The organism is Vibrio crassostreae 9ZC13 (assembly GCF_000272045.2).
Taxonomy (GTDB): domain Bacteria; phylum Pseudomonadota; class Gammaproteobacteria; order Enterobacterales; family Vibrionaceae; genus Vibrio; species Vibrio crassostreae_C.
The window spans coordinates 41,111-67,218 of the sequence record NZ_AJYZ02000040.1; the positions used below are offsets into that span (position 1 = coordinate 41,111).

Consider the following 26,108-nt stretch of genomic DNA (forward strand, 5'->3'; position numbering starts at 1 on the left):
TAAAAGTTTTAATTCTTTCGTGGAGAAAGAATGGTGGGTCGTGCAGGATTCGAACCTGCGACCAATTGATTAAAAGTCAACTGCTCTACCAACTGAGCTAACGACCCAATGGTATCCCGTAGGGGAGTCGAACCCCTGTTACCGCCGTGAAAGGGCGGTGTCCTAGGCCTCTAGACGAACGGGACACTGCAATTCATCTCTACTTTAAAAGTAGAAACAAACTTCGAAGAACTTGGGAGTTCTTCATCTCTTTACTTTTCTAAACCTAATCAATCTGTGTGGGTACTCATCGTGTATATCTTCGTATAAGGAGGTGATCCAGCCCCAGGTTCCCCTAGGGCTACCTTGTTACGACTTCACCCCAGTCATGAACCACAAAGTGGTGAGCGTCCTCCCCGAAAGGTTAAACTACCCACTTCTTTTGCAGCCCACTCCCATGGTGTGACGGGCGGTGTGTACAAGGCCCGGGAACGTATTCACCGTGACATTCTGATTCACGATTACTAGCGATTCCGACTTCATGGAGTCGAGTTGCAGACTCCAATCCGGACTACGACGCACTTTTTGGGATTCGCTCACTATCGCTAGCTTGCTGCCCTCTGTATGCGCCATTGTAGCACGTGTGTAGCCCTACTCGTAAGGGCCATGATGACTTGACGTCGTCCCCACCTTCCTCCGGTTTATCACCGGCAGTCTCCCTGGAGTTCCCGACATTACTCGCTGGCAAACAAGGATAAGGGTTGCGCTCGTTGCGGGACTTAACCCAACATTTCACAACACGAGCTGACGACAGCCATGCAGCACCTGTCTCAGAGCTCCCGAAGGCACACCTGCGTCTCCGCTGGCTTCTCTGGATGTCAAGAGTAGGTAAGGTTCTTCGCGTTGCATCGAATTAAACCACATGCTCCACCGCTTGTGCGGGCCCCCGTCAATTCATTTGAGTTTTAATCTTGCGACCGTACTCCCCAGGCGGTCTACTTAACGCGTTAGCTCCGAAAGCCACGGCTCAAGGCCACAACCTCCAAGTAGACATCGTTTACGGCGTGGACTACCAGGGTATCTAATCCTGTTTGCTCCCCACGCTTTCGCATCTGAGTGTCAGTATCTGTCCAGGGGGCCGCCTTCGCCACTGGTATTCCTTCAGATCTCTACGCATTTCACCGCTACACCTGAAATTCTACCCCCCTCTACAGTACTCTAGTTCACCAGTTTCAAATGCAGTTCCGAGGTTGAGCCCCGGGCTTTCACATCTGACTTAATGAACCACCTGCATGCGCTTTACGCCCAGTAATTCCGATTAACGCTCGCACCCTCCGTATTACCGCGGCTGCTGGCACGGAGTTAGCCGGTGCTTCTTCTGTTGCTAACGTCAAGATGTGCAGCTATTAACTACACACCCTTCCTCACAACTGAAAGTACTTTACAACCCGAAGGCCTTCTTCATACACGCGGCATGGCTGCATCAGGCTTTCGCCCATTGTGCAATATTCCCCACTGCTGCCTCCCGTAGGAGTCTGGACCGTGTCTCAGTTCCAGTGTGGCTGATCATCCTCTCAGACCAGCTAGGGATCGTCGCCTTGGTGAGCCATTACCTCACCAACTAGCTAATCCCACCTAGGCATATCTTGACGCGAGAGGCCCGAAGGTCCCCCTCTTTGGCCCGTAGGCATTATGCGGTATTAGCCATCGTTTCCAATGGTTATCCCCCACATCAAGGCAATTTCCTAGGCATTACTCACCCGTCCGCCGCTCGACGCCGTTATCGTTCCCCGAAGGTTCAGATAACTCGTTTCCGCTCGACTTGCATGTGTTAGGCCTGCCGCCAGCGTTCAATCTGAGCCATGATCAAACTCTTCAATTTAAGATTTTGTGACTCAACGAATACTGACTTCAAAACTATTCTTTATAAATAAAGAGTGTAATTTTAAAGCTATTACCATTCCAACAGAATGGTAATGAATTGACTGTGCCGAATAACTACAAGTAGTTAAACGTATTGGTCACTCAGTTCATTGAAATCAATTTTGATTCCGAAGAATCTGTTTTATCTAACGATAAAACGTTTTGATATTCATCAACGAGTGCCCACACAGATTGATAGGTTTAAATTGTTAAAGAGCTTTTCCTTTTTGAGCTTCGCTCAAATCGGACGGCCATTTTAGCGATTTAAGTTTTAGTGTCAACCACTATTTTCAAAACTTTTTTCAAGCGCTTAGCTTGGCTAATTTGACCTGCTGATTCGTTTTGGTTTCTTACGAAGCCTTCCCGTTTCAACGAGGTCGCATTATAGAGATTTCGATCACACTGGCAAGCCCTTTTTGAAGTTTTTCTTACTTTTTTGATTGTTCGAGCGTTTTTTGTTCAAAGCACCCCATTTTCACTAGTATTCCCCTTAATTAAGGGCTTAAGGTGCCTATATAAAGGAGGATTTATGAGTTCAATGCGCAGTTATAAAGGAATATCCCCTCAGGTTGGACAAGGTGTCTATATAGATACAAGTTCGGTACTGGTTGGGGATATCAAAATCGGTGACGACTCTAGCGTGTGGCCTTTGGTTGCAGCTCGAGGAGATGTGAACCACATTCATATTGGAGATAGAACGAATATCCAAGATGGTAGTGTCTTGCACGTCACCCATAAGAATGCTGAAAACCCTGACGGTTATCCTCTCTTAATAGGTAATGATGTCACTATCGGGCATAAAGTAATGCTGCATGGCTGCACTATTGAGGATCGTGTACTTGTTGGTATGGGAGCGATCGTGTTGGATGGCGTGATTATCCAAAAAGAAGTGATGATTGGTGCTGGTAGCTTAGTGCCACCAAACAAGGTACTTGAAAGCGGTTACCTCTATGTAGGAAGCCCAGTAAAACAAGCTCGCCCATTAAATGATAAAGAGCGTGCCTTTCTACAGAAGTCTGCAGACAACTACGTTCAGAATAAAAATGACTATCTAGACTCTGTAATTTCAGTCTAAAGCGCTTTGATCTGAATCCGATTAGAGGAGTCATACTCCTCTTCTTCTATTAACTCTTCCGCTAGCTCTTCAATATCGAAACGTAACTCTGAAAAGATAACTAAAGCTTGATCGCCTTCTTCTATATCTTTACCTGCCAATCGTGATAATTCCTCAATAGACATGACACATTCAATCAATGCGCCCGACTGTTGTGCTGGGAACGTGATTGTTCGGCTCTCTTCATCCCAATCTTGGATATCAGGAAATAGAATTGATTGATTCATTTTTTATAAACACCCCATTACATCTCTAGATTTTTACGTAATTCTCTTAAAATCTGTTTTGTTCCCGGACGAAGACCACGCCAAAGCATAAAGCTTTCTGCTGCCTGCCCCACTAGCATACCCAAACCATCATAAGCAGCATGAACACCATTATCTAATGCCCATTGATTGAATACCGTCGTTCCAGATCCATAAACCATGTCATAAACGGCGCTATTAGAATTGAAAATAACATCAGACACTTCAGGAAGCTGCCCGCTTAGACCAGATGAGGTAGAGTTAATAATGACATCAAAGCCTTCATTAACATCACTTAGCCCCATCCCCTTGATGTTGCCATGCGACGAAAACATCTCAGCCAGAAGTTCAGCCTTGGAGCTGGTTCGATTAGCGACCACCAGCTGTTGTGGCTTTTGGTCGAGAAGAGGTTGAATCACTCCTCTCGCAGCACCACCAGCGCCAAGAAGAAGAACACGTGCTCCTTTTAGCGTGACTTGATGTTGAAGCAGGTCTTGAACTAAGCCCTCACCATCGGTGTTATCACCAATGATCTCTCCATCATCTAACTTCTTAAGGGTATTTACGGCACCAGCTAGTTCAGCTCTCTCAGTTAGGCGATTGGCTAACTGATAGGCATCTTCTTTAAAAGGCGCTGTGACATTGCACCCTCGACCACCTTCGCTGAAAAAGGTTTTGGCAGCAGTGATAAATTGACCGTGCTCTGGCTGTAATGCTGTATAGGTAAGTTGTTGGCTGGTTTGGCGAGCAAATAATGTGTGAATGAATGGCGATTTGCTTTGCCCAATAGGATTACCGAAAACGGCATAACGATCTACTTGCTGTGTCATATCCTTACCTAACAGAAATAATAAAAAGGGTCATCTATATAGATGACCCTATCACTATCCCTATAAGGAAGGAAGAACTACCAAACTCGAGGTTTGAGGTAGTCACTATAAAGCAGAGCTTCTGGTGAGCCCGCTTGCGGTTCATAGCGATATTCCCAACGAGCCAACGGCGGCATCGACATCAATATAGACTCTGTGCGCCCACCGCTTTGCAGGCCAAATAAGGTACCACGGTCGTAAACTAGGTTGAATTCAACATAGCGGCCACGACGGTATAGTTGGAAGTCACGCTCACGTTCGCCATAAGGTGTATCTTTGCGACGCTCGACAATAGGTAAGTACGCCGCAGCAAAACCTTCACCGACAGCCTGCATATAAGCAAAGCTCTTATCGAAACCCCACTCATTTAAGTCATCAAAGAACAGACCACCAACACCACGTGTTTCGTCTCGGTGAGGAAGATAGAAGTACTTATCACACCACTCTTTGTGTTCTTGATAAACATCATCACCAAACGGCGCACAAAGATCTTTAGCAGTTTGATGCCAAGATTGGCAATCTTCATCGACAGGATAAAATGGCGTTAAGTCAAAACCACCACCAAACCACCAAATCGGGTCTTCCCCTTCTTTTTCCGCAATGAAGAATCGAACGTTCGCGTGTGAGGTTGGGATATATGGGTTTTTAGGGTGGATAACTAATGAAACCCCCATCGCCTCAAACTTACGTCCGGCTAATTCAGGTCGATGAGCTGTAGCTGAGGCAGGCATAGCCTTACCCGCTACGTGAGAGAAGTTAACCCCACCTTGCTCAAATACCGCACCGTTGGTCATCACACGAGTTCGACCACCGCCACCAAGGCGCTCGCCAGGCTCACGCTGCCATGCATCTTCTTCAAACAGTGCAGTACCATCAGCTTGCTCAAGCTGCTGGCAAATCGAATCTTGTAGACTCAGTAAAAACTGTTTTACTGCTTCTTTATCAATTGCTGACATCTTACTTCCTTTGCAGGGTTTAACCCTGTCTTAATATTTTCGACGTTTTTGCATCTCTAATTTCGCTTGGCTTCTCACGGCCACCCGTTTGGCCTTCTAGAATCGCGACTAAGTGTTGACCCAGTTGCTGTTGAACTTCTTCAGTCGTCATACAAGGCGGCTCGCCAGTCAGGTTGGCACTGGTAGAGGTTAACGGCTTGCCGAACTCATTACACATTCTTTGAACCAAAGGGTGATCCGTCACTCGTACCGCGATGGAATCAAACTGGCCGCTGACCCAGTCAGTAACTTTGCTGCTGGTTGGCATAATCCAAGTGACCGGACCTGGCCATGTCGCTTTCACTGTTACCAACTGTTCTTCCGTCAACTGGCTTTCATCAATATAAGGAAGCAGCTGCTCGTAACTTGCAGCAATCAAGATCAAGCCCTTTTCAACTGGACGCTGTTTTAACTCGAGTAATTTCTTGATGGCATGTGGATTATCAGGATCACAACCAACCCCAAAAACGCCTTCGGTCGGGTAAGCAATGACTTCACCTTGTTGTAATGCCTGCAATGTATGTTGAAAGTTATCCACGGGTTGCCTCATTAAGTCAGTTATCGAACTCGCTAAGTGTACAAATTATCATTCACTGTGACTAAAGCTATTTGTTTATAAAATGTATCAATTAACAACTTAGACTGACGCAAACGTTTTCCTTAAGTAATTTTACCCGTATAATGCGCGCAAAATATCTAATCACTAATTAAATCGTACCTGAAGGAGTTTGAGATGACTGTCGGTATTATCATGGGTTCTAAATCTGATTGGCCAACAATGAAGCTAGCTGCAGAAATGTTGGATCAGTTTGGCGTGGCGTACGAAACAAAAGTGGTTTCTGCTCACCGCACACCTCAGTTGCTTGCAGACTACGCAACCAGTGCGAAAGAGCGCGGTATTAAAGTGATTATTGCTGGTGCTGGCGGTGCAGCGCACCTTCCGGGCATGGCTGCTGCTTTCACAAGCGTACCAGTTCTGGGTGTTCCAGTTCAGTCTAAAGCACTAAAAGGCATGGACTCTCTGCTTTCTATCGTGCAGATGCCAAAAGGCATCGCGGTAGGTACTCTGGCTATCGGTGAAGCTGGTGCAGCGAACGCTGGCATCCTAGCGGCACAAATCATTGGTACACACAATGAAGAAGTAATGGCAAAAGTAGAAGCGTTCCGCTCTGAACAAACAGAAACGGTTCTGGCTAATCCAAACCCTGCAGAGGACTAATTTCCATGCATGTTCTTGTGTTAGGCGCGGGCCAACTTGCTCGCATGATGTCCCTAGCTGGGGCACCGCTGAATATTGAAATTTCTGCTTTTGATGTTGGCAGCAAAAATATTGTTCACCCATTAACGCAAGCGATTCTAGGTAACGGCTTAGAAAATGCGATTGAGCGTGCGGACGTCATTACTGCTGAATTCGAACATATTCCTCACGATGTACTTGAGGTGTGTGAACGCAGCGGTAAGTTCTTACCGACAACAGAAGCAATCAAAGCTGGCGGTGACCGTCGTCTTGAAAAAGCCCTGTTAGACGAAGCGAACGTGAAAAATGCCAAATACTACGTGATCAACTCTCGCGAAGACTTTGACGCTGCGATCGCTCACGTTGGCTTACCAATGGTGTTGAAGAGCACACTTGGCGGCTACGACGGCAAGGGCCAATGGCGCTTAAAGACATTAGACAATGTTGACGCGACTTGGGCAGAAATGGCTGAGTGCATTACCGCGACCGACAACCAAGCGATTGTGGCTGAAGAGTTTGTTCCGTTTGACCGCGAAGTATCACTGGTTGGTGCTCGTGATACCAATGGCGAGGTTCAAGTGTATCCACTGGCTGAGAATGTTCACACCGACGGCGTGTTGAGCTTATCGACAGCGATTGATGACATTGAACTGCAAGAGCAAGCTAAAGCCATGTTCACTGCCATTGCTGAGCGTTTAGATTACGTTGGCGTGCTAGCACTTGAGTTCTTTGATGTTCAAGGTTCACTGCTTGTTAATGAGATTGCACCACGTGTTCATAACTCGGGCCACTGGACGCAACAAGGCGCAGAGACTTGTCAGTTTGAAAACCACCTACGTGCAGTGTGTGGCATGCCACTAGGTAGCACTAAACTGATTCGTCCAACCGCAATGATCAACATTCTTGGCGAAGATACTCTTCCTGAGGCTATTCTTGCTCAAGGTGGTTGTCATGTTCATTGGTATGGCAAAGAAAAGCGTGCAGGTCGCAAGATGGGTCACATTAACGTGAGCGCTGACTACAACGCAGAATTACAAAGAGCTTTGTGCTCATTGGCTGAGATTCTTGATAAGCAAGCCTACCCTGCTGTGCATGAGTTTGCTGAGCAGATGAAGTAAGCCTACATTGGCTTATTGATATAAAAAGTTTATTGGATACAAAAACGGCGCTCAGTGAGCGCCGTTTTTTTGTGTCTATAATATCGAGTTATTGAGATTGAATGTGGTGACACTTGCGATCAGCGCATTGCTTCTTGGTACCACTGGCTGTTTTCTTCTCAAGTAACAACGGGAACTGGCACTGTTCACAACGACCTATAACAGGTGGCTGATTAACGGCGAACTTACACTTAGGGTAGTTATCACACGCATAGAAGGTTTTGCCATAGCGAGATTTACGCTCAACCAAGTGGCCTCGACCACACTCAGGGCAGGCAACAAGTGGCTGCTCTTCAGGTTGTTCTTTCGGTTGGTCCAAAGATTCGATGTGATTACACTCTGGATAACTGCTACAGCCAATGAACATCCCAAAGCGACCTTGCCTTAATACCAATTCGTTTTGGCATTTAGGACACGGAACGCCCAGCTCTTTCACCACATGACCATCATTTTGATGAAGAGGCTTGATGTAATCACAGCTCGGATACTGCTTACAGCCTAAAAATGGGCCGTGCTTACCATGGCGAAGCTGAAGCTCCCCACCACACTGTGGACATGGTTCATGCTCTAACGCATGTTCATGTGCTGAAAAAAGCTGATTATCAATCTTACTACTCATGATAAGCCTGTATTAATGCAAGATACCTTGCTCTTTGGTGTACAACAGCTCTTCCATTTGCGTGTAAGCACTTTCATTACCCGGTACATTGAACAGTACCATTAAGATAATCCACTTCAGATCATCCAACTCAAATTCATTGGTCTCTAACCCCATGACACGATCAATCACCATTTCACGAATCTCTGTCGTGAGGACGTTGATCTGCTCAAGGAACAACAAGAAACCACGACACTCCATATTAATACGTGATATCTCTTTACTTGTGTAAACACGCATCGAGGTATTAGAGCACATAGTAATCGCCGCTTGGTTATCGGTATCTTGCAGTGCAGCAAGGTCTTCTAACCAATGGAGAGCCTTATAAATATCATCTTGGTGAAACCCCGCTCGAAGAAGTTCATCTTCAAGTTCGTCTTGATCCACCTGCAATTCAGAATCGCTATGGATGTAGGTTTCAAACAAGTACATCAGTATGTCCATCATCATAGCTTAGCCTCTCCCCTTTCGAATATAGCCACCGGAAACTGCAACAACATGCCCTGAGAGCTCAAGCTCTAAAAGCTGCATCATGACTTCATGCACAGGTATATGGGTTCTCTGTGCCAAAATATCAACGGGTGTCGCCTCTAATCCTACGTTAGCTAACAGCTGTGGAAATGGCAATTGTTCATTTTCACCCTCATTCGGCGTAGGTTCGAATAAGCTCGGCTGCTGATCTATAGACCAGTTTAACAGACTCTTTATTTCAATCAGAACATCTTGAGCATTTTGCACTAAACATGCTCCAGCTTTGATGAGACTGTTACCTCCGCGACTGGTTGGGCTATGAATAGAACCGGGCAGCGCAAACACTTCTCGACCTTGCTCCATGGCATAGCGAGCGGTAATTAAAGAGCCACTCTTCTCAGCCGCTTCCACCACCAAGGTTCCTAACGACAAGCCACTTATAATACGGTTACGACGGGGGAAATGTTCAGGTCTTGGTTTAGCACTCGGTCGAAACTCTGAAATCAGCGCTCCGTTCTCACAGATCCTCTCAGCTAGATTTCGGTGGCGGGCAGGATAAATGGAGTCCAAGCCAGACCCCAACACTGCAAAAGTTTCCCCTCTTTTATCTAGAGCACCATCATGAGCATAGCCATCGATACCTAAAGCTAAGCCACTGGTGACAATTAAACCGTTTTGGACAAACTCTTTGGCGAAGGACTTGGCGGTCTGCAGTCCTTCAATACTGGCATTGCGGCTGCCGACCATCGCGATTTGAGGCTCGATCAGTTTTTCAACGTGACCTTTAACGAAAAGAACACTGGGCGCAGAGGCAATCTCATTAAGCAGTTTGGGATAATGTGGGCAACTCGGAGTCAGGATGTGATGGTTGGATTGTTTAGCTCGCCAAGCGAGACAAGCCTCTACCTCTCTTGGGGCCTGTTCTCTTAGATAGGAGATTTGTTTGGTTGATAAACCCAATGCTTGCAGCTGTTGCCCTGAGTAACCAACAATATTTAAAGGAGAATCAACACTGAGTAGGCGAGCAAGACGCTTTCCACCCAGTTGCGGAATAAAACTTAACGTTAACCAAGCGATCAGTTGCTCTTCATTCACTCGCTTCCCTCTTCTGTCACTGCAAGGTCCAAAGGCGATACCGCCACAATGTCATTACTTACTGGCTTTGAACTTTGAGTGATCAACGCGAGGCTAAAATACTCATAAGGACGAATGACCATCAAGCTACCGAGCGAGGTACTTGGTAGCTGCACTTTATTACTCGCCGCAGACTCTTTATAGCTGTATTCACCCTGCTTACCAAACACCACAGCACCGCTTTCACTGAGGGTAAACATAGAACCTTGGCGAAGGTTATCCTGTGAACCTTTGTTGATCACCACTACCTGATTCTTCGCGCTGTACTGGCTGCCATCTAATGAGCCCAAGATATTAGCAAACTGACCTGCCGCACTAGGTGCAGGATAAAACGTGGTAGAGAGCTTCACCTGATCAACACCAAGTTCTGGTAGCACAAGGTCATTAAGCAGCACCTCTTGCAGCTGAGTGTCTATCTGCAAGCTGCTGAACTCAGCATCCACCTCTTTTAAGCGCGCAGTGGCGACCAGTCGCAAAGAGGTAATACTCGCTTGGGGTTGCTGCCGTTGGTAGGTTTCAACTGCGCGGTAGATACCCCACTTCTGATGTTGTTGGTTACCTGAGATAAACAACCGGTCTGCACCCGATAAGAAACGTTTACCATCACTGGTTCCTAATACTCGTTGTGCCGATTCGATATCTTGCTGCTCTACCAAGCGATCAGACTGTAAATAAGGTAGAACCAGTCCCTCGTTGACGGTAGGTACTGCTTTCTTCTCAGAAACACGAATCTTAGGGCTGAGTTTGATAACAGGCTTGAGGCTCAAGACAGGTTCACCATTAATCCAAACCAACGACAGTTTGTCTCCGGGATAAATAAGGTGAGGATTTTCTATCTCAGGGTTTACCTGCCATAACCTTGGCCACAACCACGGGCTATCAAGATACATCGCAGATATATCCCATAAGGTATCGCCCTTTACCACCACATACGCCTCAGGTGCGCCCTGCTTAATGGTTAAAGGTTGAGCGCTATTTTCAGCCGTAGCGGCGAACGAAAGCGAGGCACAAACAAGAGAAAAAATGGGAGAAAAATGACGCATGACCTAGGTTCCTTGGTCTGAATATATGACATCTGATTTGAGAATTACCTTCAGGATGCTGTCATTTGACCTCTAAAATGTCTAGAATTGAGCCAACAAGGTTTAAGCTGTTTCGGCACAGTTCAATATTTCGAGTGTATATGTCTGTATTACAAGTATTAACATTACCAGATGATCGTCTACGTACCGTGGCGAAACCGGTAAAAGAAGTTACCCCAGAGATTCAAAAGTTCGTTGATGACATGATTGAAACCATGTACGACGAAGAAGGTATCGGCCTTGCGGCAACGCAAGTAGATTTCCATCAACGCATCGTTGTTATCGATATTTCAGAAACACGTGATGAGCCAATGGTGCTTATCAACCCTGAAATTACTGAGAAGCGCGGCGAAGATGGAATCGAAGAAGGCTGCCTATCTGTACCAGGCGCTCGAGCTCTAGTACCTCGCGCTGCAGAAGTAACGGTTAAAGCACTAGACCGTGACGGCAACGAATTCACATTCGACGCTGACGACCTTCTGGCTATCTGTGTTCAGCACGAACTTGACCACCTAGAAGGCAAGTTGTTTGTTGATTACCTATCGCCACTAAAGCGTAAACGTATCCAAGATAAGCTAGCGAAGATTAAACGTTTCAACGAGAAACAAGGTTAATAACCGCTGCTATTACTAAATTAGAAGGAAGCCTACCTTGAGTCAGTCTTTAAGAATTGTCTTTGCAGGTACTCCGGATTTCGCCGCCCGTCACTTGGCGGCGTTGTTGTCTTCGGAGCATGAAGTTGTTGCTGTTTACACACAGCCAGATCGCCCAGCAGGCCGCGGTAAAAAACTCACTGCGAGCCCAGTAAAAAACATCGCACTTGAAAACAATATTCCGGTTTACCAACCAGAAAACTTCAAGTCAGATGAGGCTAAGCAAGAGCTAGCTGAATTGAACGCTGACATCATGGTTGTTGTCGCTTACGGCTTATTGCTTCCGCAGGTTGTATTAGATACGCCTCGCTTAGGTTGTATCAACGTACATGGCTCTATCCTACCGCGCTGGCGTGGTGCTGCTCCGATTCAACGCTCTATTTGGGCAGGTGATAAAGAGACAGGCGTGACGATCATGCAGATGGATATCGGCCTAGATACTGGCGACATGCTAAGCATCGCAACGCTGCCTATCGAAGCGACAGATACTAGCGCATCAATGTACGAGAAGTTAGCGGGCCTTGGCCCTGACGCGCTTGTTGAATGTCTAGCGGACATCGCTTCTGGCAAAGCAGTTGCAGAAAAGCAAGACGATGAGCTTGCGAACTACGCGAAGAAGCTAAGCAAAGAAGAAGCGCGTATCAACTGGAGTGATGAAGCTGCGCATATTGAACGCTGCGTTCGTGCCTTCAACCCATGGCCAATGAGCCACTTTGAAGCTGCTGAGAACAGCATCAAAGTATGGCAAAGCCGTGTGGCAGAGCAAACTTCTGATAAGCCTTCAGGTACAATTCTGCAAGCGGATAAAACTGGTATCTACGTAGCGACAGGACAAGGCGTACTTGTTCTTGAACAGCTACAAGTTCCAGGTAAGAAAGCCATGTCAGTTCAGGATATCTTGAACTCACGTGCAAGCTGGTTTGAAGTTGGTACTCAACTTTCTTAATCCGCTTTTAAAGCTGTTAATTACACAGCTTAGAAAACCTTTACGAGGGCAGAGATGTCCTCATGTATTCAAATAAATATTCGGTACCCCTCATGAATGTTCGCGCTGCTGCTGCAAATGTCCTATTCCAAGTTGTCGATAAAGGCCACTCTCTTTCACACGCTCTCCCTGCGGCTCAAAAAACGATCCGTCCGCGAGACCATGCTCTACTGCAAGAGATTTGCTACGGCGCACTTCGTTATCTGCCTCGTTTAGAGTCAATCGCTAACGAACTGATGGAAAACCCACTTAAAGGTAAAAAGCGTGTATTCCACCACCTAATCTTGGTGGGCATTTACCAACTAAGCTTTATGCGTATCCCTTCGCATGCTGCGGTTGCTGAAACGGTTGAGGGTACTAAAACACTGCGTGGTCCAAGCCTGAGTGGTTTGATCAACGCTGTACTACGTAGCTACCTACGTGACCAAGAAGAACTAGACGAGAAAGCCGTTAGCCACAATGCAGGCAAATACGGCCACCCAAGCTGGATTCTAAAAATGCTTCAAGAGAGCTACCCAGATCAATGGGAGCAACTGGTTGAAGCAAACAACAGCAAGGCACCAATGTGGCTGCGCGTTAACCGCCAACACCACACTCGTGACGAGTATGTTGAACTGCTTAAAAACGAAAACATTGAATACACATTGCACCCTGAAGCTGCTGATGCCATAAAATTAGCTGCACCTTGTGATGTTACTTTGCTTCCTGGCTTCGACAGAGGTTGGGTATCAGTGCAAGACGCTGCCGCTCAGCTTTCGGTTGATTACCTAACACCAAAAGATGGTGAGCTGATCCTAGATTGCTGTGCTGCGCCAGGTGGTAAAACGGCACACATTCTTGAGCATACCAACGATACTGAAGTGGTTGCGATTGACTGCGACATCAAACGTCTAGACCGTGTTTACGATAACCTTGAGCGCCTACAACTACGTGCCGACGTAATTTGTGGCGATGCTCGCTACCCTGAAGAGTGGTGGATGGGTGATAAGTTCGACCGTATTCTGCTTGATGCACCTTGTTCAGCGACTGGCGTAATTCGCCGTCACCCTGACATCAAGTGGCTACGTCGTGCATCTGACATTGACGCGCTGGCTGAACTGCAAAGCGAGATTATGGATGCTATGTGGCGTCAGCTGAAAGAAGGCGGCACCATGGTTTATGCGACATGTTCTATCACGCCGCAAGAAAACGTGCTGCAAGTGAAAGCATTCCTAGCACGTACAGAGAACGCAACGCTGGTTGGGTCTGATATCGAAAATCCGGGTCGTCAAATACTGCCTGGGGAAGAAGATATGGATGGCTTCTACTACGCAGTTCTAGTAAAACAGGCATAACAACTAACAGCGGCTAAGAATTTATTTCTTAGCCGCTGTTTCTTTCTAGTGCATTATCGAAGCAAAATGCACGCACTAGAATTACAACGGCAAAAATAAGAGAAAGGCTATGAAGATCATTATCCTAGGTGCTGGACAAGTTGGCGGTACCCTTGCTGAAAACCTAGTTGGTGAAAACAACGACATCACCATTGTCGACCGTAATGCTGACCGACTTCGTGAACTTCAGGATAAGTACGACCTTAGGGTTGTAAACGGTTATGCCAGCCACCCAAACACACTACGTGAAGCAGGTGCGCAAGATGCCGACATGTTGGTTGCCGTAACCAATATGGATGAAACCAATATGGCTGCGTGTCAGGTTGCTTTCTCTCTTTTCAATACGCCAAACCGAATTGCTCGTATTCGTTCTCCTCAATACCTAGAAGAAAAAGAAGCACTATTCAAATCAGGTGCTATCCCAGTAGACCACCTGATCGCACCCGAAGAGCTAGTGACCAGCTACATCGAACGCCTGATTCAATATCCAGGTGCATTGCAGGTTGTGAGCTTTGCTGAACAGAAAGTTAGCCTAGTAGCAGTAAAAGCCTACTACGGTGGTCCACTGGTCGGTAACGCCCTATCTGCTTTGCGTGAGCACATGCCGCACATCGATACGCGTGTTGCGGCTATCTTCCGTCAAGGTCGCCCTATTCGCCCACAAGGCACCACCATCATTGAAGCCGATGATGAAGTGTTCTTTGTGGCGGCAAGTAACCATATCCGCTCAGTAATGAGTGAACTGCAACGCCTAGAGAAACCGTACCGCCGCATCATGATTGTCGGTGGTGGTAACATTGGTGCAAGCTTGGCTAAACGCCTTGAACAGAGCTACAGCATCAAACTTATTGAGCGCAGTTACACTCGTGCCGAGAAGTTGTCTGAAGAATTAGAAAACACCATCGTCTTCTGTGGCGATGCGGCAGACCAAGAGCTGCTGACCGAAGAGAACATCGATCAAGTGGACGTGTTCATTGCCCTAACCAATGAAGATGAAACCAACATCATGTCAGCCATGCTGGCTAAGCGAATGGGTGCCAAGAAGGTAATGGTACTGATTCAGCGTGGTGCTTACGTCGACCTTGTTCAGGGTGGTGTGATTGATATTGCTATCTCTCCACAACAAGCGACCATTTCTGCGCTACTCACTCACGTTCGTCGTGCTGATATTGTAAACGTATCCTCTCTGCGTCGCGGCGCTGCTGAAGCGATCGAAGCGATTGCTCACGGTGACGAAACCACATCTAAAGTGGTTGGCCGAGCTATTGGCGACATCAAACTACCACCGGGTACCACTATTGGTGCGATTGTTCGCGGAGAAGAGGTGCTTATCGCGCACGATAGAACCGTTATCGAACAAGATGACCACGTAGTTATGTTCCTAGTGGACAAGAAATACGTACCTGATGTTGAGTCTCTATTCCAACCGAGCCCGTTCTTCTTATAGCCTTGTTCTCGTAAGCTTGTTCTCACAACCTTCTTCTTGTGAGAACGACGCTTCGGCACAAAGCGATGGTCTATTAAGCTATGGTCAACTTTCGTCCGATATTATTAGTGATAGGGTTAGTGTTATCAAAACTCGCCCTTTTCATGTACATCCCTACATTGGTTGCCTTTTTTACAGGCACCGGTGGCTTCCTCGAGTTTGGTCAGTCGGTAGTGATCACGCACATAGTGGCGTTCATCTGCTTGAGTTTAGGCCGTTCAGCTAAGTTCCGACTTGGGGTACGAGACATGTTCCTGATCACCTCTCTGGTATGGACGATTGCCAGTGCCTTTGCTGCACTGCCGTTTGTCTTCATCAACCACATCAGCTTCACTGACGCCTATTTTGAAACCATGTCTGGTATCACCACAACAGGCTCAACCGTATTAAGCGGCTTAGACAGCATGGCACCAAGCATTCTGTTGTGGCGTTCTATATTGCAATGGTTAGGTGGCATCGGCTTCATCGTTATGGCGGTAGCGGTTCTGCCAATGCTCAACGTCGGTGGTATGCGCCTGTTCCAAACCGAATCATCCGACTGGTCAGATAAAAGCAGCCCACGAGCAAAAACGGTCGCGAAGAACATCGTGGCGGTCTATTTGGTATTAACAGGCCTATGCTTGGTGAGCTACCTATTTGCGGGCATGAGTGTGTTTGATGCCATCAACCACTCATTCACCACGCTATCTACAGGCGGTTACTCAACCTCAGACGGTTCTATGAACCACTTCTCGAACAGCGCTCACTGGGTGGGTACTGTATTCATGTTCTTAGGTGGCTTGCCGTTTTTACTCTTTGTCAGTGCGCTGCGCGGTAGAAAGCTCTCTATCCTCTACAAAGATGCCCAAGTGAGAGGCTTCGCTTACCTATTCTTAGTCACCAGTGCTGTGATATCCACATGGCTGGTGGTCAGAGATGGCTACACGGTATTGGATGCGATGCGTGTTTCGATGTTTAACATTGTGTCAGTCGTCACCACAACCGGTTTTGGCTTAGAAGACTTCACCGCGTGGGGCGCTTTGCCTACCACGCTGTTTGCCTTTTTAATGATGGCGGGCGCGTGCTCAGGTTCAACCTCTGGCGGTATCAAAATCTTCCGCTTCCAGATCGCGATGACCATGCTTCACAAACAGATGATGAAGTTGATCCACCCATCAGGTGTCTTTGTTCAACGCTATAACCAACGCCCCGTTAATGACGACATTGTGCGTTCACTGGTCGCATTTGGTTTGATGTTCTTTATTACGATTATCTTAATTGCAGGTGGCTTGAGCGCGATGGGGCTTGATCCTGTAACCAGTATATCCGGTGCTATCACAGCCGTTGCCAATGTTGGTCCAGGAATGGGCAGCGTGATAGGTCCAACCGGAAACTTTGCTCCACTGCCTGACGCCGCAAAATGGCTATTAAGTTTAGGAATGCTGATGGGGCGACTCGAGATACTGACGCTCATCGTTCTATTTTTCCCAGCCTTTTGGCGACGCTAACCAAGCACAAAATCAAGGAAATACAGATGAAATCATACGTACTTCTCGCTGGCGCATTGCTCGCAAATTCAGTATTCGTAAGTGCTGCCTTGGCGGATCAAATGGTCACACTACCTGATGGCAAACAAGTGTTACTCAAAGATGATTATACTTGGCAATATGTGGCACCGAAGCAAACGGAAGCAGCAGCGACAACATCAGAGATCGCCGTGCCCGTTGCAACAGCACCTGTCGTAGCCGTCCCGGTAGCGACGAATACTCGTGGCACAACGGTTGTGGTTAATAGTAAAAAACCAAGCTTACAGCTGTCTCAGTCAGGAGTGGATGTTGTACTGGGTGCAAGTCGCTATCAAGATGGTGAGCTTATCATTCCGACAGCCATCACTAACCAAGGCACTCAAGCGGTCATTTTGGTATCACTTAACATCAGCGTATTTACTGCAGAAGGTGAGTTGTTGGCAGAAGAAGAAGTTGCTGTGTGGAAATCAATCAAACGAATGGCCGACACATACCTACGACCAAAGACGGGTGAAGAAGGCAAGCTCATCAAGCTCGACCTAGAACAACACCCTGAATATCAGATTAAAGCTGAGATTACTGAGGTGCTGACTCGTTAAACCGGAGTCACGTACAGATAGATAGCGAAGAAATGGCAAGCGCAGCCCGCCAACACAAACAAATGCCAGATAGCATGATTGTAAGGGATGCGTTTTGCCACATAGAAAATCACACCCAACGAGTAAATCACGCCACCGAGTGCTAGTAGCACCAAACCACCCATCTCGATATTCATCGCCAGTTGATAAACCACAATCAGCGATAACCAACCCATCGCCAAGTAAGTCACCAATGACAAACGCTTAAATCGGTAGACGAAGGCAATCTTCATAATGATTCCGACTAGCGCGATACCCCAAATCACTGCCATCAAACCCATCGCCAATGGTGTTCTTAAACTCACCAATAAAAATGGCGTGTAACTGCCCGCGATCAATAAGTAGATCGCACAGTGATCGAGAGTTTTCAGTAATCGCTTGGTCTTTTCTGTGGTGATCGAGTGATAAAGCGTGGAAGCGAGAAAGAGTAGGATAATACTGCTGCCATATACCGCCATACTCGCAATAGTCAGTATGTCGGCTTGATGGTCAAACGCACGAATCAGCAGCAGGATTAAACCAACCACGCCAAGCACAACACCCAAGCCATGGGTTATCGCATTGGCGCGTTCTTCGATGTCACTGTATTCGCTCGCCGATGATGCAGACATGATTATCCTACTAGAGTAAATGTTCGATTTGCCTAGTATTGCACATTAAGCTTACACGTGTAAGCTTAAATTTTTATGACATCTTTTATGACATTAATAACGCCTAAACGGTGTGATGAAGCTAAGGTCTCTAAAGCTACAGAACCAAAGAGCTAACTAAGATGCGTTGTCTAGATACTCAAGTACCATCTTGCCCGCATCTTGTGGTGACGTATCCAATGGCACACTCAATTGACGCTGCAGTTGGCCAATGCCTAACAAGCTCGCCAACATGCCTTTTGCACCATCGCGATTACGGTCTATCTCAAACCACAACTTAAGCTCGGTTTCATCACGATGAGCAACCACTTCCAGTTCACGCCAGCGGCCATGATATGGACCAGTGGTAGGGACAAACTCAAACTCTTGAACAAATGGCAGTTCAAAGCCCTCTACTGCTTCGCACTCAACTTGGCGAATGCGTAAACCTTGAGCTTCTAGTTCATTAAAAATACCATCAAGAAGTGCATCTGGGCGAACCGTTAAAATATCCTTATCCGATGGATCAATCGCCATCGCAATATCGAGCCCGGTTTCTAGCCACACCTTTGAATCACCAATCGTGACAGGTGTGTTCAGCGGGACATCAAACTCACATTCAAAATCACGGGTTTCACCCGGCTGAATAACAAAGGCATACGGCAGGCTCCATTTGGCCAACGAGTATGTCTGGTGCATTCGACGTATTTGACCGCCCTCTTGCCTTTGCGAATTCATAGTAATTTCTTTGACGTAACGACAGCACAAGTTGAGATCGATATTGTCGATCTCTTGTGGCTGAGCGCCACCATAGACATGCACAATAATGCTCGCCTTCTTGCCTGGATAAAGCACTTCCTGTTGCAATACAGAATCCACCTTGGCAGATCCAATTCCAAAACTTGCTAACGTTTTCTTTAAGAACGACATATGCACCTCCTTTAAAGCATCATCTTAAGCCTGAAAGAGGTTCAAACTCAAATATACTGCTCACACTATTTTAGCTCTAATATCGTCTATTTATCACTCAGGCGTCGATCGATAACTTAGATAGTGATAATCTAAGCCTTGATATGCATGCATATCATTATCCTGATTTATTCTTCGGATTGGCGAAAGCCAGACGAGTGACGCTTCAAGCAATTGAGGTGGAGCTCATGGTAAATCAGGCCATTAGATTGGCAATGGATATGCCTGACCGTTAGGTAAATTAATGCGCCCAACAGCTGTCAGGTTCTCGCACACCAACCGTAGTGCGATGCGTCGTCGTAGTGGCTTTGTTGCTGCTCCAACGGCTAAGAAATTGGCTCCTACAATAACTCTAGTTGAGAAGACTGCTTTATTAGCACCGACTACAACGAAAGTGATTAAAGCCGCTTAACAAAAAGCGCAGTTTTTACTGCGCTTTTTTCTTGCCCGCTCCCATCTTGAAATGTGTTTACACATTGGTATTCCCTACCCGATTTGATACCTTAGCCACAAATCATTATAAAATTTGTGGAGAAATAAAGTATGAAGTGTCACCGCATTGAAGAACTGCTTGAACTGATGGAGCCTGAGTGGCAGAAAGATCAAGAGCTTAACCTATTAGAGTTCATCATTAAGCTATCAAAAGAAGCGGGCTACCAAGGCAAGCTTGAAGAACTGACTGACGATGTTCTTATCTATCACCTAAAAATGCGCAACAGCGAAAAAGATGAGATGATCCCGGGCCTGAAAAAAGACCAAGAAGATGATTTCAAAACCGCAATTCTAAAAGCACGTGGCCTTCTTTAGTCGCCCGTTAGTTTAGAGCTCAATTGCCGTATAGATAAAACACTCAATTTTAAAAAGCGACCACCAGGTCGCTTTTTTGTTTCTGTTCGCTATTTTTTCGTCACAACTGTTATGACTTTTGTTGTTAAAGGTTGATAGCGTTAAAGAAATGAGAACAAGATTGTCGTTATAATCGCCATCCATAAGAATCTTCTAAAATAATAAGAGTGAGTGCGATAACAACAAATGCACCAAGCTCAATTTCAACAGGTTCTCTAAACCATACTTTCAAGTAATGTCGTCATGCCCGACTTAACCGGGCAAACAAGCCACAAAAAGGATAGTCCATGAGTCAGGATAAAATCGATATCAAAGATGTGACTCCTAAAACCTTTAACCCGAAAACACATAAAGGTAATGGAGATCGATTTAACCCAAGTAACCGAATCTATGTTCGAGAAAGCAAAGGTAAATTCCAACAACTGCGTCGCTATGGCGGTTGGTTCTTACTTTTACTTTTTGCGCTTATCCCATGGATTCCCTTTGGTGAACGTCAAGCGATCTTGCTCGATATCGGCAGCCAACAGTTCAACTTCTTTGGCACCACCTTATACCCGCAAGATCTGACCCTACTCGCGATCCTATTTATGATTGCCGCGTTTGGCCTGTTTTTCATAACCACCTTCTTAGGCCGTGTCTGGTGTGGCTATTTATGCCCACAAACCGTCTGGACCTTCATGTATATCTGGTTCGAAGAGAAGCTAGAAGGCGCTGCCAATAAGCGAAGAAAACAAGACTCGGGCAAACTGACGAGCAATTTAATCCTCAGAAAAACCCTCAAACACATTGCGTGGTGGGCGATTGCCATTGCGACGGGCTTAACCTTTGTTGGTTACTTCATCCCAATCAAAGAGTTAGTGGTTGGCTTCTTTACCTTTAACTCGTCTTTCTGGCCGGTGTTTTGGGTACTGTTCTTTGCTGGATGTACTTATGCCAATGCGGGTTGGATGCGTTCAATTGTTTGTCTGCACATGTGTCCTTACGCGCGTTTCCAGTCGGCAATGTTCGATAAAGACACCTTCATCGTTGGTTACAACACAGAACGTGGTGAAAGCCGTGGCCCTCGCTCTCGTAAAGCCGATCCAAAAGAGCTTAGTCTAGGCGACTGTATTGACTGTAATCTGTGTGTACAAGTGTGCCCTACGGGTATCGATATCCGTGACGGCCTGCAATACGAGTGTATTAACTGCGGCGCGTGTATTGATGCCTGTGACAACACGATGGAGCGTATGGGCTATGAGAAAGGCCTGATCAATTACACCACCGAGCACAGACTTGAAGGTCACTCGACCAAGGTAATGCGTCCCAAGCTGTTGGGCTATGGCGCTATCTTGATCGTGATGCTGGGCTTGTTCTTCGCCCAAATCGCGAGCGTTGATCCTGCCGGCCTAAGTGTTCTGCGTGACCGAAACCAACTGTTTAGAGTCAATAACCAAGGGTTGGTTGAAAACACCTACACCTTGAAAGTGATCAACAAGACTCAACAAGAGCAAGAGTACAAACTCGATGTTAGCGGACTGCCCGATTCTATCTGGTATGGTAAACAGACGATTACTGTCGATCCAGGCGAGGTTTTGAACCTACCTATCAGTTTGGGCGCCGACCCAGAAAAACTGAGCTCACCAGTTTCGACAATTCAGTTTATACTCTCGGATAATGAAGAGTTTACGATGGAAGTCGAAAGCCGCTTTATCAAGAAGCTCTGATACCCGCACCGTAGTGCTTGGTATAACAACCCAATAAATGGAAAAAGGCTCAGTAATGAGCCTTTTTTATTCTATGACGATGCAAGCCTTTAACTTTGATAACCTGACTCCTGACTTCATGTGGTACGCACTGGAGAGCATCGGAGTTCGCGCTGAATCCGGGCTTCTCGCTCTCAACAGTTACGAAAACCGTGTCTATCAGTTCACCGATGAAGACCGTAAGCGCTACGTCGTTAAGTTTTACCGTCCACAACGCTGGAACAAGGCACAGATCCAAGAAGAGCATGACTTCGCACTCGAGCTTATCGAACAAGAGATGCCGGTTGCGCCTCCAATGCGAATCAACGGTGCAACCTTACATGAATACCAAGGCTACCTATTTGCACTATTTGAAAGTGTTGGCGGCAGACAGTATGAAGTTGACAATCTAGATCAATTGGAAGGCGTAGGACGCTTTCTTGGTCGTATTCATAAAGCCAGCGCGGGAAGAACATTCCAGCATCGCCCGACCATCAGCTTAGATGAATACCTTTATCAGCCACGTAAGATTCTAGAGAACTCTCAGTTTATCCCGACGCATCTAGAAAATGCCTTCTTCAATGACGTTGACCTTCTGATCAAAGAGCTAGAGAGCCAGTGGCCGAGCAACATTGAGAATATCCGCCTGCACGGTGACTGCCACCCTGGCAATATTTTGTGGCGCGATGGGCCAATGTTCGTCGATCTTGATGACGCACGTAACGGCCCTGCGATACAAGATCTGTGGATGCTGCTCAATGGCGAGCGCCAAGATAAGCTGATGCAACTGGATATTTTGCTAGAGAGTTACCAAGAGTTTTGCGATTTTAATACCGCACAACTGAAACTAATCGAACCACTACGCGGTCTACGTATGGTGCATTACATGGCATGGTTGGCGAAACGATGGCACGATCCTGCGTTTCCTCTGGCCTTCCCGTGGTTTAATGATCCGAAATATTGGGAGCAACAAGTACTTGCTTGTAAAGAGCAAATTGCTACCCTGCAAGAGCCACCACTTTCGTTAATGCCTCAGTGGTAACAGCAATCGCAACATACAACTAGATAAAAATTCAAACATAATGGAGATTGGATAAATGAAAAAGCTATTCGCATTTTTCTCATTGATCATGTTGAGCCTTACCGCTCACGCTGCGAAATTTAACGAAGGTGAACACTACAAAGTTCTCGACCTAGAAGCATCAAAAAAACCAATGGTGACAGAGTTCTTCTCTTTTTACTGCCCACACTGTAATAGCTTTGAGCCAATCATCCAGCAGCTAAAACAACAGCTACCTAAAGACGCTAAGCTACAGAAGAACCATGTTTCATTCATGGGTGGCAACATGGGTCTGCCAATGAGCAAAGCTTACGCGACAATGATTGCACTGAAAGTTGAAGATAAAATGGTGCCAGTGATGTTTAACCGCATCCACACAATGAACAAGCCACCACGTGATGAAGAAGAACTGCGTCAAATCTTCCTAGACGAAGGCGTTGATGCGAAGAAATTCGATGCTGCGTATAACGGCTTTGCTGTAGATTCTATGGTTCGTCGCTTCGACAAAGCATTCAAAGACAGCGGCCTTTCAGGTGTACCCGCTGTTGTGGTTAACAACCGCTACCTAGTAGAAGCTCAAGGTATCAACTCTCTTGATGAGTACTTCGAGCTCGTGAACTTCTTATTAAAGAAGTAAGCCATTGATGAAAGGAAGCTTCGGCTTCCTTTTTTTTGCTAGTTCAAAAATCATTATTGATAAATAATTAACCTGGAAGTTTAAAGCTTTACTGCTATTAATAACCCGTCCTAAGAACCGGTGGGCAAGGAGCCCTTGAATGAAAATAAAAATAACTCTCTTGGCATTGAGCGTTGCGGCTTCTCCCGCTTTTGCCAAGCTTGCAGACCAACAAGGTTTCAGTGGTGAAATCTCTCTCAATACCGGGGTTACCTCTTCCACCTCGAACTTTAATACCGATGCTGATAGCAATCTTTCATCCACAGATCAGAAGGCTTCTTCGGAAAGCTCTTTTCTGGTTGCTCCTTTAGGTAGTGTTGCTTATACCTTTGGTGAAAAGCTAAACCATCAGGTATACACAGGTACCGCGCGAGATGATGTAGCAACAGGTACTGTAGTTCTCGAAGTCGGTTACAAATACCAACTTGAGTCAGGCATGGTGATCGACGCTTCACTGCTGCCAACCATTATGTCTGGTGAAACTTGGGCTGATCCATACAACACCACATCAGCTCGCACCAAGACCAATGAAACTGGCAATGCGTTTCGTTTGAAGCTAAGCAACATTGCGGGCTCAGCTTTCTCGCTAGACATGGCCTATGCGACCAAAGATGTCGACAAGGATGATATTCAAGATCAAGAGCTCAAACGAGATGCCAATACTCTCTACTTGAAAGGTCAATATCGCCTGCCACTCAGTCGTACCATGATGCTTATTCCATCCGTCATCTATCAAACACGTGATGCTGATGGTAAAGCTGAATCTTACGACCAATTCGGTGGTGAGGTAAGCTTGTTTGGTGGCATGGGGCGTCACCAGTACGCACTAACAGCGGGTTACAACCAACGCTCTTACGATGCGAGCAACCCGATCTACGACAAGAAACGCAGCGACGACAATATCAACCTATTCGCCGCCTATGAGTATGATCAATTCATGGATTGGGAAAACTGGTCGTTTATTTCACTGGCAGGCTACGGCACCAGCGACTCGAACATTACCTTCTACGGCGAGTCTCAATATATCGTTTCAGTTGGCTTGAACTACAAGTTCTAACCTTAGCGAGTATGAACTGCAATCCAACGAAAGCCTGCATCTAAGCAGGCTTTTTCTGCTTGCTAGACAGCTTGAGCCGTGAGTTGTTTCAGCAAGCGATCCATCGCGCGATAGCCTAGCGCTTCTGATAGATGTTTCTTTTCGATCTGCTCGTTACCGTCAAGGTCGGCAATGGTTCGTGCCACCTTAATAATTCGATGATAAGCACGAATCGATAAACCCAAGCGATGTAGTGCTGTCTCAAGAAACTCTGCATCTTCGCGTCGCAGTGGGCAATACTTCTCAATTTCTCGGCTACCTAACAGTGCATTCGATTTATGGTTGCGAGATAGCATTAACTCGCGCGCCTGCCTAACCCTTTGCTTAACTACTTGAGTGGTTTCACCGCGATCACCGCCTTCGGCCAACATTCCTTTTGGCAACAGAGGTATCTCCAATGACATATCGAACCTATCCAGCAAGGGCCCAGATAAGCGATTGAGGTAACGCAGGATGATCTGTGGGTTGGCGCGCGCCTGGTTACCTTCGTAATAACCCGTTGGACTTGGGTTAAGTGCACCGACCAATTGAAAACGCGCAGGAAAACGAGTCTTGCCCGCAGCACGGGAGATAATGATCTCGCCCGACTCTAGTGGCTCTCGTAATGAATCAAGCACCTTGCGCTCAAACTCCGGCATCTCATCTAAGAACAATAAGCCGTTATGCGCTAAAGAGATCTCTCCGGGGCGAGGCACCGAACCACCACCCACTAATGCCGCCATTGAACTGGAATGGTGAGGAGAGCGAAAAGGTCGTTGCTTCCAGTTGTATTGATTGATTTCTTGTTGCGTTAACGAGGCTACCGACGCGGTTTCCATCGCTTCGTCATCACTCATTTCAGGTAATAGGTCACGCAGTCGAGAAGCGAGCATAGTTTTTCCGGTTCCGGGTGGGCCAAGAAACAATAAGTTATGATTCCCAGCAGCGGCTATCTCTAGAGCTCGCTTGCCTTGTTGTTGGCCGATAATATCTTGTAGGTCGCGAAGCACTGAAACATCAGCCTGATGATGTTCCGTTCTATATAGCCCAAGCTGAGCCTGTCCACACATGTCAGCACAAACCTCCAACAAGGTTTGTGCAGATTTATGCGCTCCCTTGCCCACCAGCGCAGCCTGATCACCGTTATGATGTGGGACAACTAAGCATCGCTCTACACTGTCGGCGGCTAACGTCGCAGGCAAAACGCCCTTTACCGAGCGAAGTTCTCCTGACAATGCCAACTCACCGATAAATTCATGTTGAGCTATTTTTGATGTCGGAAGCTGATCTGACGCCACCAAAATCCCAAGCGCGATGGGCAGGTCAAAACGGCCACCTTCTTTGGGCAAATCGGCTGGGGCGAGATTAACCGTGATTCTTTTCGATGGAAACTCAAAGCGAGAATTGATGATCGCGCTTCTCACTCGATCTTTAGATTCCTTGACCGTTGTTTCAGGTAGACCCACCAGCGTGAAGCCAGGCATTCCGTTGCTTATATGCACCTCAACGGTCACTTCTGGCGCCTCTACACCCACACTAGCTCGGCTATGAATTATCGCGAGTCCCATAACTTTCCTTTGTCTTTGATTTAAAAGTATTCGCTCTGGATATTCGTTGCTCACCAA

The 26,108-nt window shown here is 46.6% G+C and carries 26 protein-coding genes, 2 tRNA genes and 1 rRNA gene; 15 read left to right on the forward strand and 14 right to left on the reverse strand.

Annotated elements, in window-relative coordinates:
• Positions 1–31 precede the first annotated feature (31 nt).
• The 3 genes from A136_RS12770 to A136_RS12780 all read right to left on the reverse strand — a co-directional run bounded on the left by A136_RS12770 (position 32) and on the right by A136_RS12780 (position 1,861).
• A tRNA-Lys gene (locus A136_RS12770) sits at positions 32–107 on the reverse strand.
• Between the two features lie 2 nt (positions 108–109).
• Positions 110–185, reverse strand: a tRNA-Glu gene (locus tag A136_RS12775).
• A gap of 121 nt (positions 186–306) precedes the next feature.
• Positions 307–1,861 (reverse strand): 16S ribosomal RNA (locus tag A136_RS12780).
• A gap of 570 nt (positions 1,862–2,431) precedes the next feature.
• Here A136_RS12780 and A136_RS12785 point away from each other — a divergent pair.
• Positions 2,432–2,977: a gamma carbonic anhydrase family protein gene (locus A136_RS12785; protein WP_017062999.1), complete on the forward strand. Its 546-nt coding sequence runs from the start codon at positions 2,432–2,434 to the stop codon at positions 2,975–2,977.
• Here the strand turns inward: A136_RS12785 and A136_RS12790 are convergent.
• The 4 genes from A136_RS12790 to A136_RS12805 form a co-directional block, all read right to left on the reverse strand.
• On the reverse strand, positions 2,974–3,243 hold the full coding sequence (locus A136_RS12790; protein WP_017058764.1) for a DUF1488 domain-containing protein: 270 nt from the start codon (positions 3,241–3,243) through the stop codon (positions 2,974–2,976). The genes A136_RS12785 and A136_RS12790 overlap by 4 nt on opposite strands.
• Before the next feature lie 17 nt (positions 3,244–3,260).
• A complete protein-coding gene (gene aroE / locus A136_RS12795) occupies positions 3,261–4,091 on the reverse strand; it encodes a shikimate dehydrogenase (protein WP_017063000.1) in 831 nt (276 codons plus the stop codon).
• Positions 4,092–4,168: 77 nt separating this feature from the next.
• Positions 4,169–5,086 (reverse strand): oxygen-dependent coproporphyrinogen oxidase, encoded by a 918-nt coding sequence (hemF, locus tag A136_RS12800; protein ID WP_017063001.1) that lies wholly within the window; start codon positions 5,084–5,086, stop codon positions 4,169–4,171.
• A gap of 19 nt (positions 5,087–5,105) precedes the next feature.
• Positions 5,106–5,663, reverse strand: a complete 558-nt coding sequence (locus A136_RS12805) for an L-threonylcarbamoyladenylate synthase (protein WP_017058767.1) — start codon at positions 5,661–5,663, stop codon at positions 5,106–5,108.
• 195 nt (positions 5,664–5,858) lie between these two features.
• On the opposite strand from A136_RS12805, the gene purE reads away from it, so the two are divergent.
• Together purE and A136_RS12815 are read left to right on the forward strand one after the other, a co-directional pair.
• Entirely contained in the window at positions 5,859–6,344 is a 486-nt protein-coding gene (gene purE, locus A136_RS12810) for a 5-(carboxyamino)imidazole ribonucleotide mutase (protein WP_004735777.1), read from the forward strand.
• 5 nt (positions 6,345–6,349) lie between these two features.
• A complete protein-coding gene (locus A136_RS12815) occupies positions 6,350–7,480 on the forward strand; it encodes a 5-(carboxyamino)imidazole ribonucleotide synthase (RefSeq protein ID WP_017063002.1) in 1,131 nt (376 codons plus the stop codon).
• Positions 7,481–7,568: 88 nt separating this feature from the next.
• On the opposite strand, the gene A136_RS12820 is transcribed toward A136_RS12815, so the two are convergent.
• Genes A136_RS12820 through A136_RS12835 form a run of 4 tightly spaced genes read right to left on the reverse strand, consistent with a single transcriptional unit; the run spans position 7,569 to position 10,825 of the window.
• Positions 7,569–8,138, reverse strand: a complete 570-nt coding sequence (locus A136_RS12820) for a DNA topoisomerase family protein (RefSeq protein WP_017063003.1) — start codon at positions 8,136–8,138, stop codon at positions 7,569–7,571.
• A 12-nt stretch (positions 8,139–8,150) separates the two neighbouring features.
• Positions 8,151–8,627, reverse strand: coding sequence for a DUF494 family protein (locus A136_RS12825; RefSeq protein ID WP_029235095.1), 477 nt, complete (start codon positions 8,625–8,627; stop codon positions 8,151–8,153).
• Between the two features lie 3 nt (positions 8,628–8,630).
• Positions 8,631–9,743 carry a DNA-processing protein DprA gene (gene dprA, locus A136_RS12830; RefSeq protein ID WP_017063004.1) on the reverse strand — a complete coding sequence of 371 codons (1,113 nt, stop codon included), beginning with the start codon at positions 9,741–9,743 and terminating at the stop codon, positions 8,631–8,633.
• Positions 9,740–10,825 (reverse strand): LysM peptidoglycan-binding domain-containing protein, encoded by a 1,086-nt coding sequence (locus A136_RS12835; RefSeq protein WP_017063005.1) that lies wholly within the window; start codon positions 10,823–10,825, stop codon positions 9,740–9,742. Before A136_RS12835 ends, dprA begins: the two co-directional genes overlap by 4 nt.
• Before the next feature lie 140 nt (positions 10,826–10,965).
• Between A136_RS12835 and def the strand changes: the two genes are divergently transcribed.
• From def to A136_RS12865, 6 genes are all read left to right on the forward strand, one after another.
• Positions 10,966–11,478 carry a peptide deformylase gene (gene def / locus A136_RS12840; RefSeq protein WP_017058772.1) on the forward strand — a complete coding sequence of 171 codons (513 nt, stop codon included), beginning with the start codon at positions 10,966–10,968 and terminating at the stop codon, positions 11,476–11,478.
• Between the two features lie 37 nt (positions 11,479–11,515).
• Complete coding sequence (gene fmt / locus A136_RS12845) at positions 11,516–12,463, forward strand: methionyl-tRNA formyltransferase (RefSeq protein ID WP_017063006.1); 948 nt, start codon at positions 11,516–11,518, stop codon at positions 12,461–12,463.
• 92 nt (positions 12,464–12,555) lie between these two features.
• Positions 12,556–13,836, forward strand: a complete 1,281-nt coding sequence (rsmB, locus tag A136_RS12850) for a 16S rRNA (cytosine(967)-C(5))-methyltransferase RsmB (RefSeq protein WP_017063007.1) — start codon at positions 12,556–12,558, stop codon at positions 13,834–13,836.
• 109 nt (positions 13,837–13,945) lie between these two features.
• Positions 13,946–15,322 (forward strand): Trk system potassium transporter TrkA, encoded by a 1,377-nt coding sequence (trkA, locus tag A136_RS12855; protein WP_004735766.1) that lies wholly within the window; start codon positions 13,946–13,948, stop codon positions 15,320–15,322.
• Positions 15,323–15,402: 80 nt separating this feature from the next.
• Positions 15,403–16,848 carry a TrkH family potassium uptake protein gene (locus tag A136_RS12860; protein ID WP_029235096.1) on the forward strand — a complete coding sequence of 482 codons (1,446 nt, stop codon included), beginning with the start codon at positions 15,403–15,405 and terminating at the stop codon, positions 16,846–16,848.
• A 26-nt stretch (positions 16,849–16,874) separates the two neighbouring features.
• On the forward strand, positions 16,875–17,465 hold the full coding sequence (locus A136_RS12865) for a DUF3157 family protein (RefSeq protein WP_017063009.1): 591 nt from the start codon (positions 16,875–16,877) through the stop codon (positions 17,463–17,465).
• Here the strand turns inward: A136_RS12865 and trhA are convergent.
• Together trhA and A136_RS12875 are read right to left on the reverse strand one after the other, a co-directional pair.
• Positions 17,462–18,115, reverse strand: coding sequence for a PAQR family membrane homeostasis protein TrhA (trhA, locus tag A136_RS12870; protein WP_017063010.1), 654 nt, complete (start codon positions 18,113–18,115; stop codon positions 17,462–17,464). The two genes, A136_RS12865 and trhA, sit on opposite strands and share 4 nt — an antisense overlap.
• A gap of 156 nt (positions 18,116–18,271) precedes the next feature.
• Positions 18,272–19,063, reverse strand: a complete 792-nt coding sequence (locus tag A136_RS12875) for a sporulation protein (protein WP_017063011.1) — start codon at positions 19,061–19,063, stop codon at positions 18,272–18,274.
• A 283-nt stretch (positions 19,064–19,346) separates the two neighbouring features.
• On the opposite strand from A136_RS12875, the gene A136_RS22855 reads away from it, so the two are divergent.
• From A136_RS22855 to A136_RS12900, 6 genes are all read left to right on the forward strand, one after another.
• On the forward strand, positions 19,347–19,514 hold the full coding sequence (locus A136_RS22855) for a hypothetical protein (protein WP_017063012.1): 168 nt from the start codon (positions 19,347–19,349) through the stop codon (positions 19,512–19,514).
• 131 nt (positions 19,515–19,645) lie between these two features.
• Positions 19,646–19,909 (forward strand): YihD family protein, encoded by a 264-nt coding sequence (locus tag A136_RS12880; RefSeq protein ID WP_009848104.1) that lies wholly within the window; start codon positions 19,646–19,648, stop codon positions 19,907–19,909.
• 326 nt (positions 19,910–20,235) lie between these two features.
• Complete coding sequence (gene ccoG, locus A136_RS12885; RefSeq protein ID WP_017063014.1) at positions 20,236–21,654, forward strand: cytochrome c oxidase accessory protein CcoG; 1,419 nt, start codon at positions 20,236–20,238, stop codon at positions 21,652–21,654.
• A 73-nt stretch (positions 21,655–21,727) separates the two neighbouring features.
• Positions 21,728–22,714: a serine/threonine protein kinase gene (locus A136_RS12890; RefSeq protein ID WP_017058781.1), complete on the forward strand. Its 987-nt coding sequence runs from the start codon at positions 21,728–21,730 to the stop codon at positions 22,712–22,714.
• Between the two features lie 55 nt (positions 22,715–22,769).
• A complete protein-coding gene (locus A136_RS12895; protein WP_017063015.1) occupies positions 22,770–23,369 on the forward strand; it encodes a thiol:disulfide interchange protein DsbA/DsbL in 600 nt (199 codons plus the stop codon).
• A gap of 139 nt (positions 23,370–23,508) precedes the next feature.
• A complete protein-coding gene (locus A136_RS12900) occupies positions 23,509–24,465 on the forward strand; it encodes a DUF2860 domain-containing protein (protein ID WP_017063016.1) in 957 nt (318 codons plus the stop codon).
• Positions 24,466–24,527: 62 nt separating this feature from the next.
• Here A136_RS12900 and A136_RS12905 read toward each other — a convergent pair whose 3' ends face one another.
• Positions 24,528–26,051, reverse strand: coding sequence for a YifB family Mg chelatase-like AAA ATPase (locus A136_RS12905; RefSeq protein WP_017058783.1), 1,524 nt, complete (start codon positions 26,049–26,051; stop codon positions 24,528–24,530).
• Positions 26,052–26,108 lie beyond the last annotated feature (57 nt).

Coding starts and splice junctions, on each gene's coding strand:
- A136_RS12785 (WP_017062999.1), top strand. CDS start 2,432: ATGAGTTCAATGCGCAGTTATAAAGGAATATCCCCTCAGGTTGGACAA.
- A136_RS12790 (WP_017058764.1), bottom strand. CDS start 3,243: ATGAATCAATCAATTCTATTTCCTGATATCCAAGATTGGGATGAAGAG.
- aroE (WP_017063000.1), bottom strand. CDS start 4,091: ATGACACAGCAAGTAGATCGTTATGCCGTTTTCGGTAATCCTATTGGG.
- hemF (WP_017063001.1), bottom strand. CDS start 5,086: ATGTCAGCAATTGATAAAGAAGCAGTAAAACAGTTTTTACTGAGTCTA.
- purE (WP_004735777.1), top strand. CDS start 5,859: ATGACTGTCGGTATTATCATGGGTTCTAAATCTGATTGGCCAACAATG.
- A136_RS12815 (WP_017063002.1), top strand. CDS start 6,350: ATGCATGTTCTTGTGTTAGGCGCGGGCCAACTTGCTCGCATGATGTCC.
- A136_RS12820 (WP_017063003.1), bottom strand. CDS start 8,138: ATGAGTAGTAAGATTGATAATCAGCTTTTTTCAGCACATGAACATGCG.
- A136_RS12825 (WP_029235095.1), bottom strand. CDS start 8,627: ATGATGATGGACATACTGATGTACTTGTTTGAAACCTACATCCATAGC.
- A136_RS12835 (WP_017063005.1), bottom strand. CDS start 10,825: ATGCGTCATTTTTCTCCCATTTTTTCTCTTGTTTGTGCCTCGCTTTCG.
- def (WP_017058772.1), top strand. CDS start 10,966: ATGTCTGTATTACAAGTATTAACATTACCAGATGATCGTCTACGTACC.
- rsmB (WP_017063007.1), top strand. CDS start 12,556: ATGAATGTTCGCGCTGCTGCTGCAAATGTCCTATTCCAAGTTGTCGAT.
- trkA (WP_004735766.1), top strand. CDS start 13,946: ATGAAGATCATTATCCTAGGTGCTGGACAAGTTGGCGGTACCCTTGCT.
- A136_RS12860 (WP_029235096.1), top strand. CDS start 15,403: ATGGTCAACTTTCGTCCGATATTATTAGTGATAGGGTTAGTGTTATCA.
- A136_RS12865 (WP_017063009.1), top strand. CDS start 16,875: ATGAAATCATACGTACTTCTCGCTGGCGCATTGCTCGCAAATTCAGTA.
- trhA (WP_017063010.1), bottom strand. CDS start 18,115: ATGTCTGCATCATCGGCGAGCGAATACAGTGACATCGAAGAACGCGCC.
- A136_RS12875 (WP_017063011.1), bottom strand. CDS start 19,063: ATGTCGTTCTTAAAGAAAACGTTAGCAAGTTTTGGAATTGGATCTGCC.
- A136_RS22855 (WP_017063012.1), top strand. CDS start 19,347: ATGCGCCCAACAGCTGTCAGGTTCTCGCACACCAACCGTAGTGCGATG.
- A136_RS12880 (WP_009848104.1), top strand. CDS start 19,646: ATGAAGTGTCACCGCATTGAAGAACTGCTTGAACTGATGGAGCCTGAG.
- ccoG (WP_017063014.1), top strand. CDS start 20,236: ATGAGTCAGGATAAAATCGATATCAAAGATGTGACTCCTAAAACCTTT.
- A136_RS12890 (WP_017058781.1), top strand. CDS start 21,728: ATGACGATGCAAGCCTTTAACTTTGATAACCTGACTCCTGACTTCATG.
- A136_RS12895 (WP_017063015.1), top strand. CDS start 22,770: ATGAAAAAGCTATTCGCATTTTTCTCATTGATCATGTTGAGCCTTACC.
- A136_RS12900 (WP_017063016.1), top strand. CDS start 23,509: ATGAAAATAAAAATAACTCTCTTGGCATTGAGCGTTGCGGCTTCTCCC.
- A136_RS12905 (WP_017058783.1), bottom strand. CDS start 26,051: ATGGGACTCGCGATAATTCATAGCCGAGCTAGTGTGGGTGTAGAGGCG.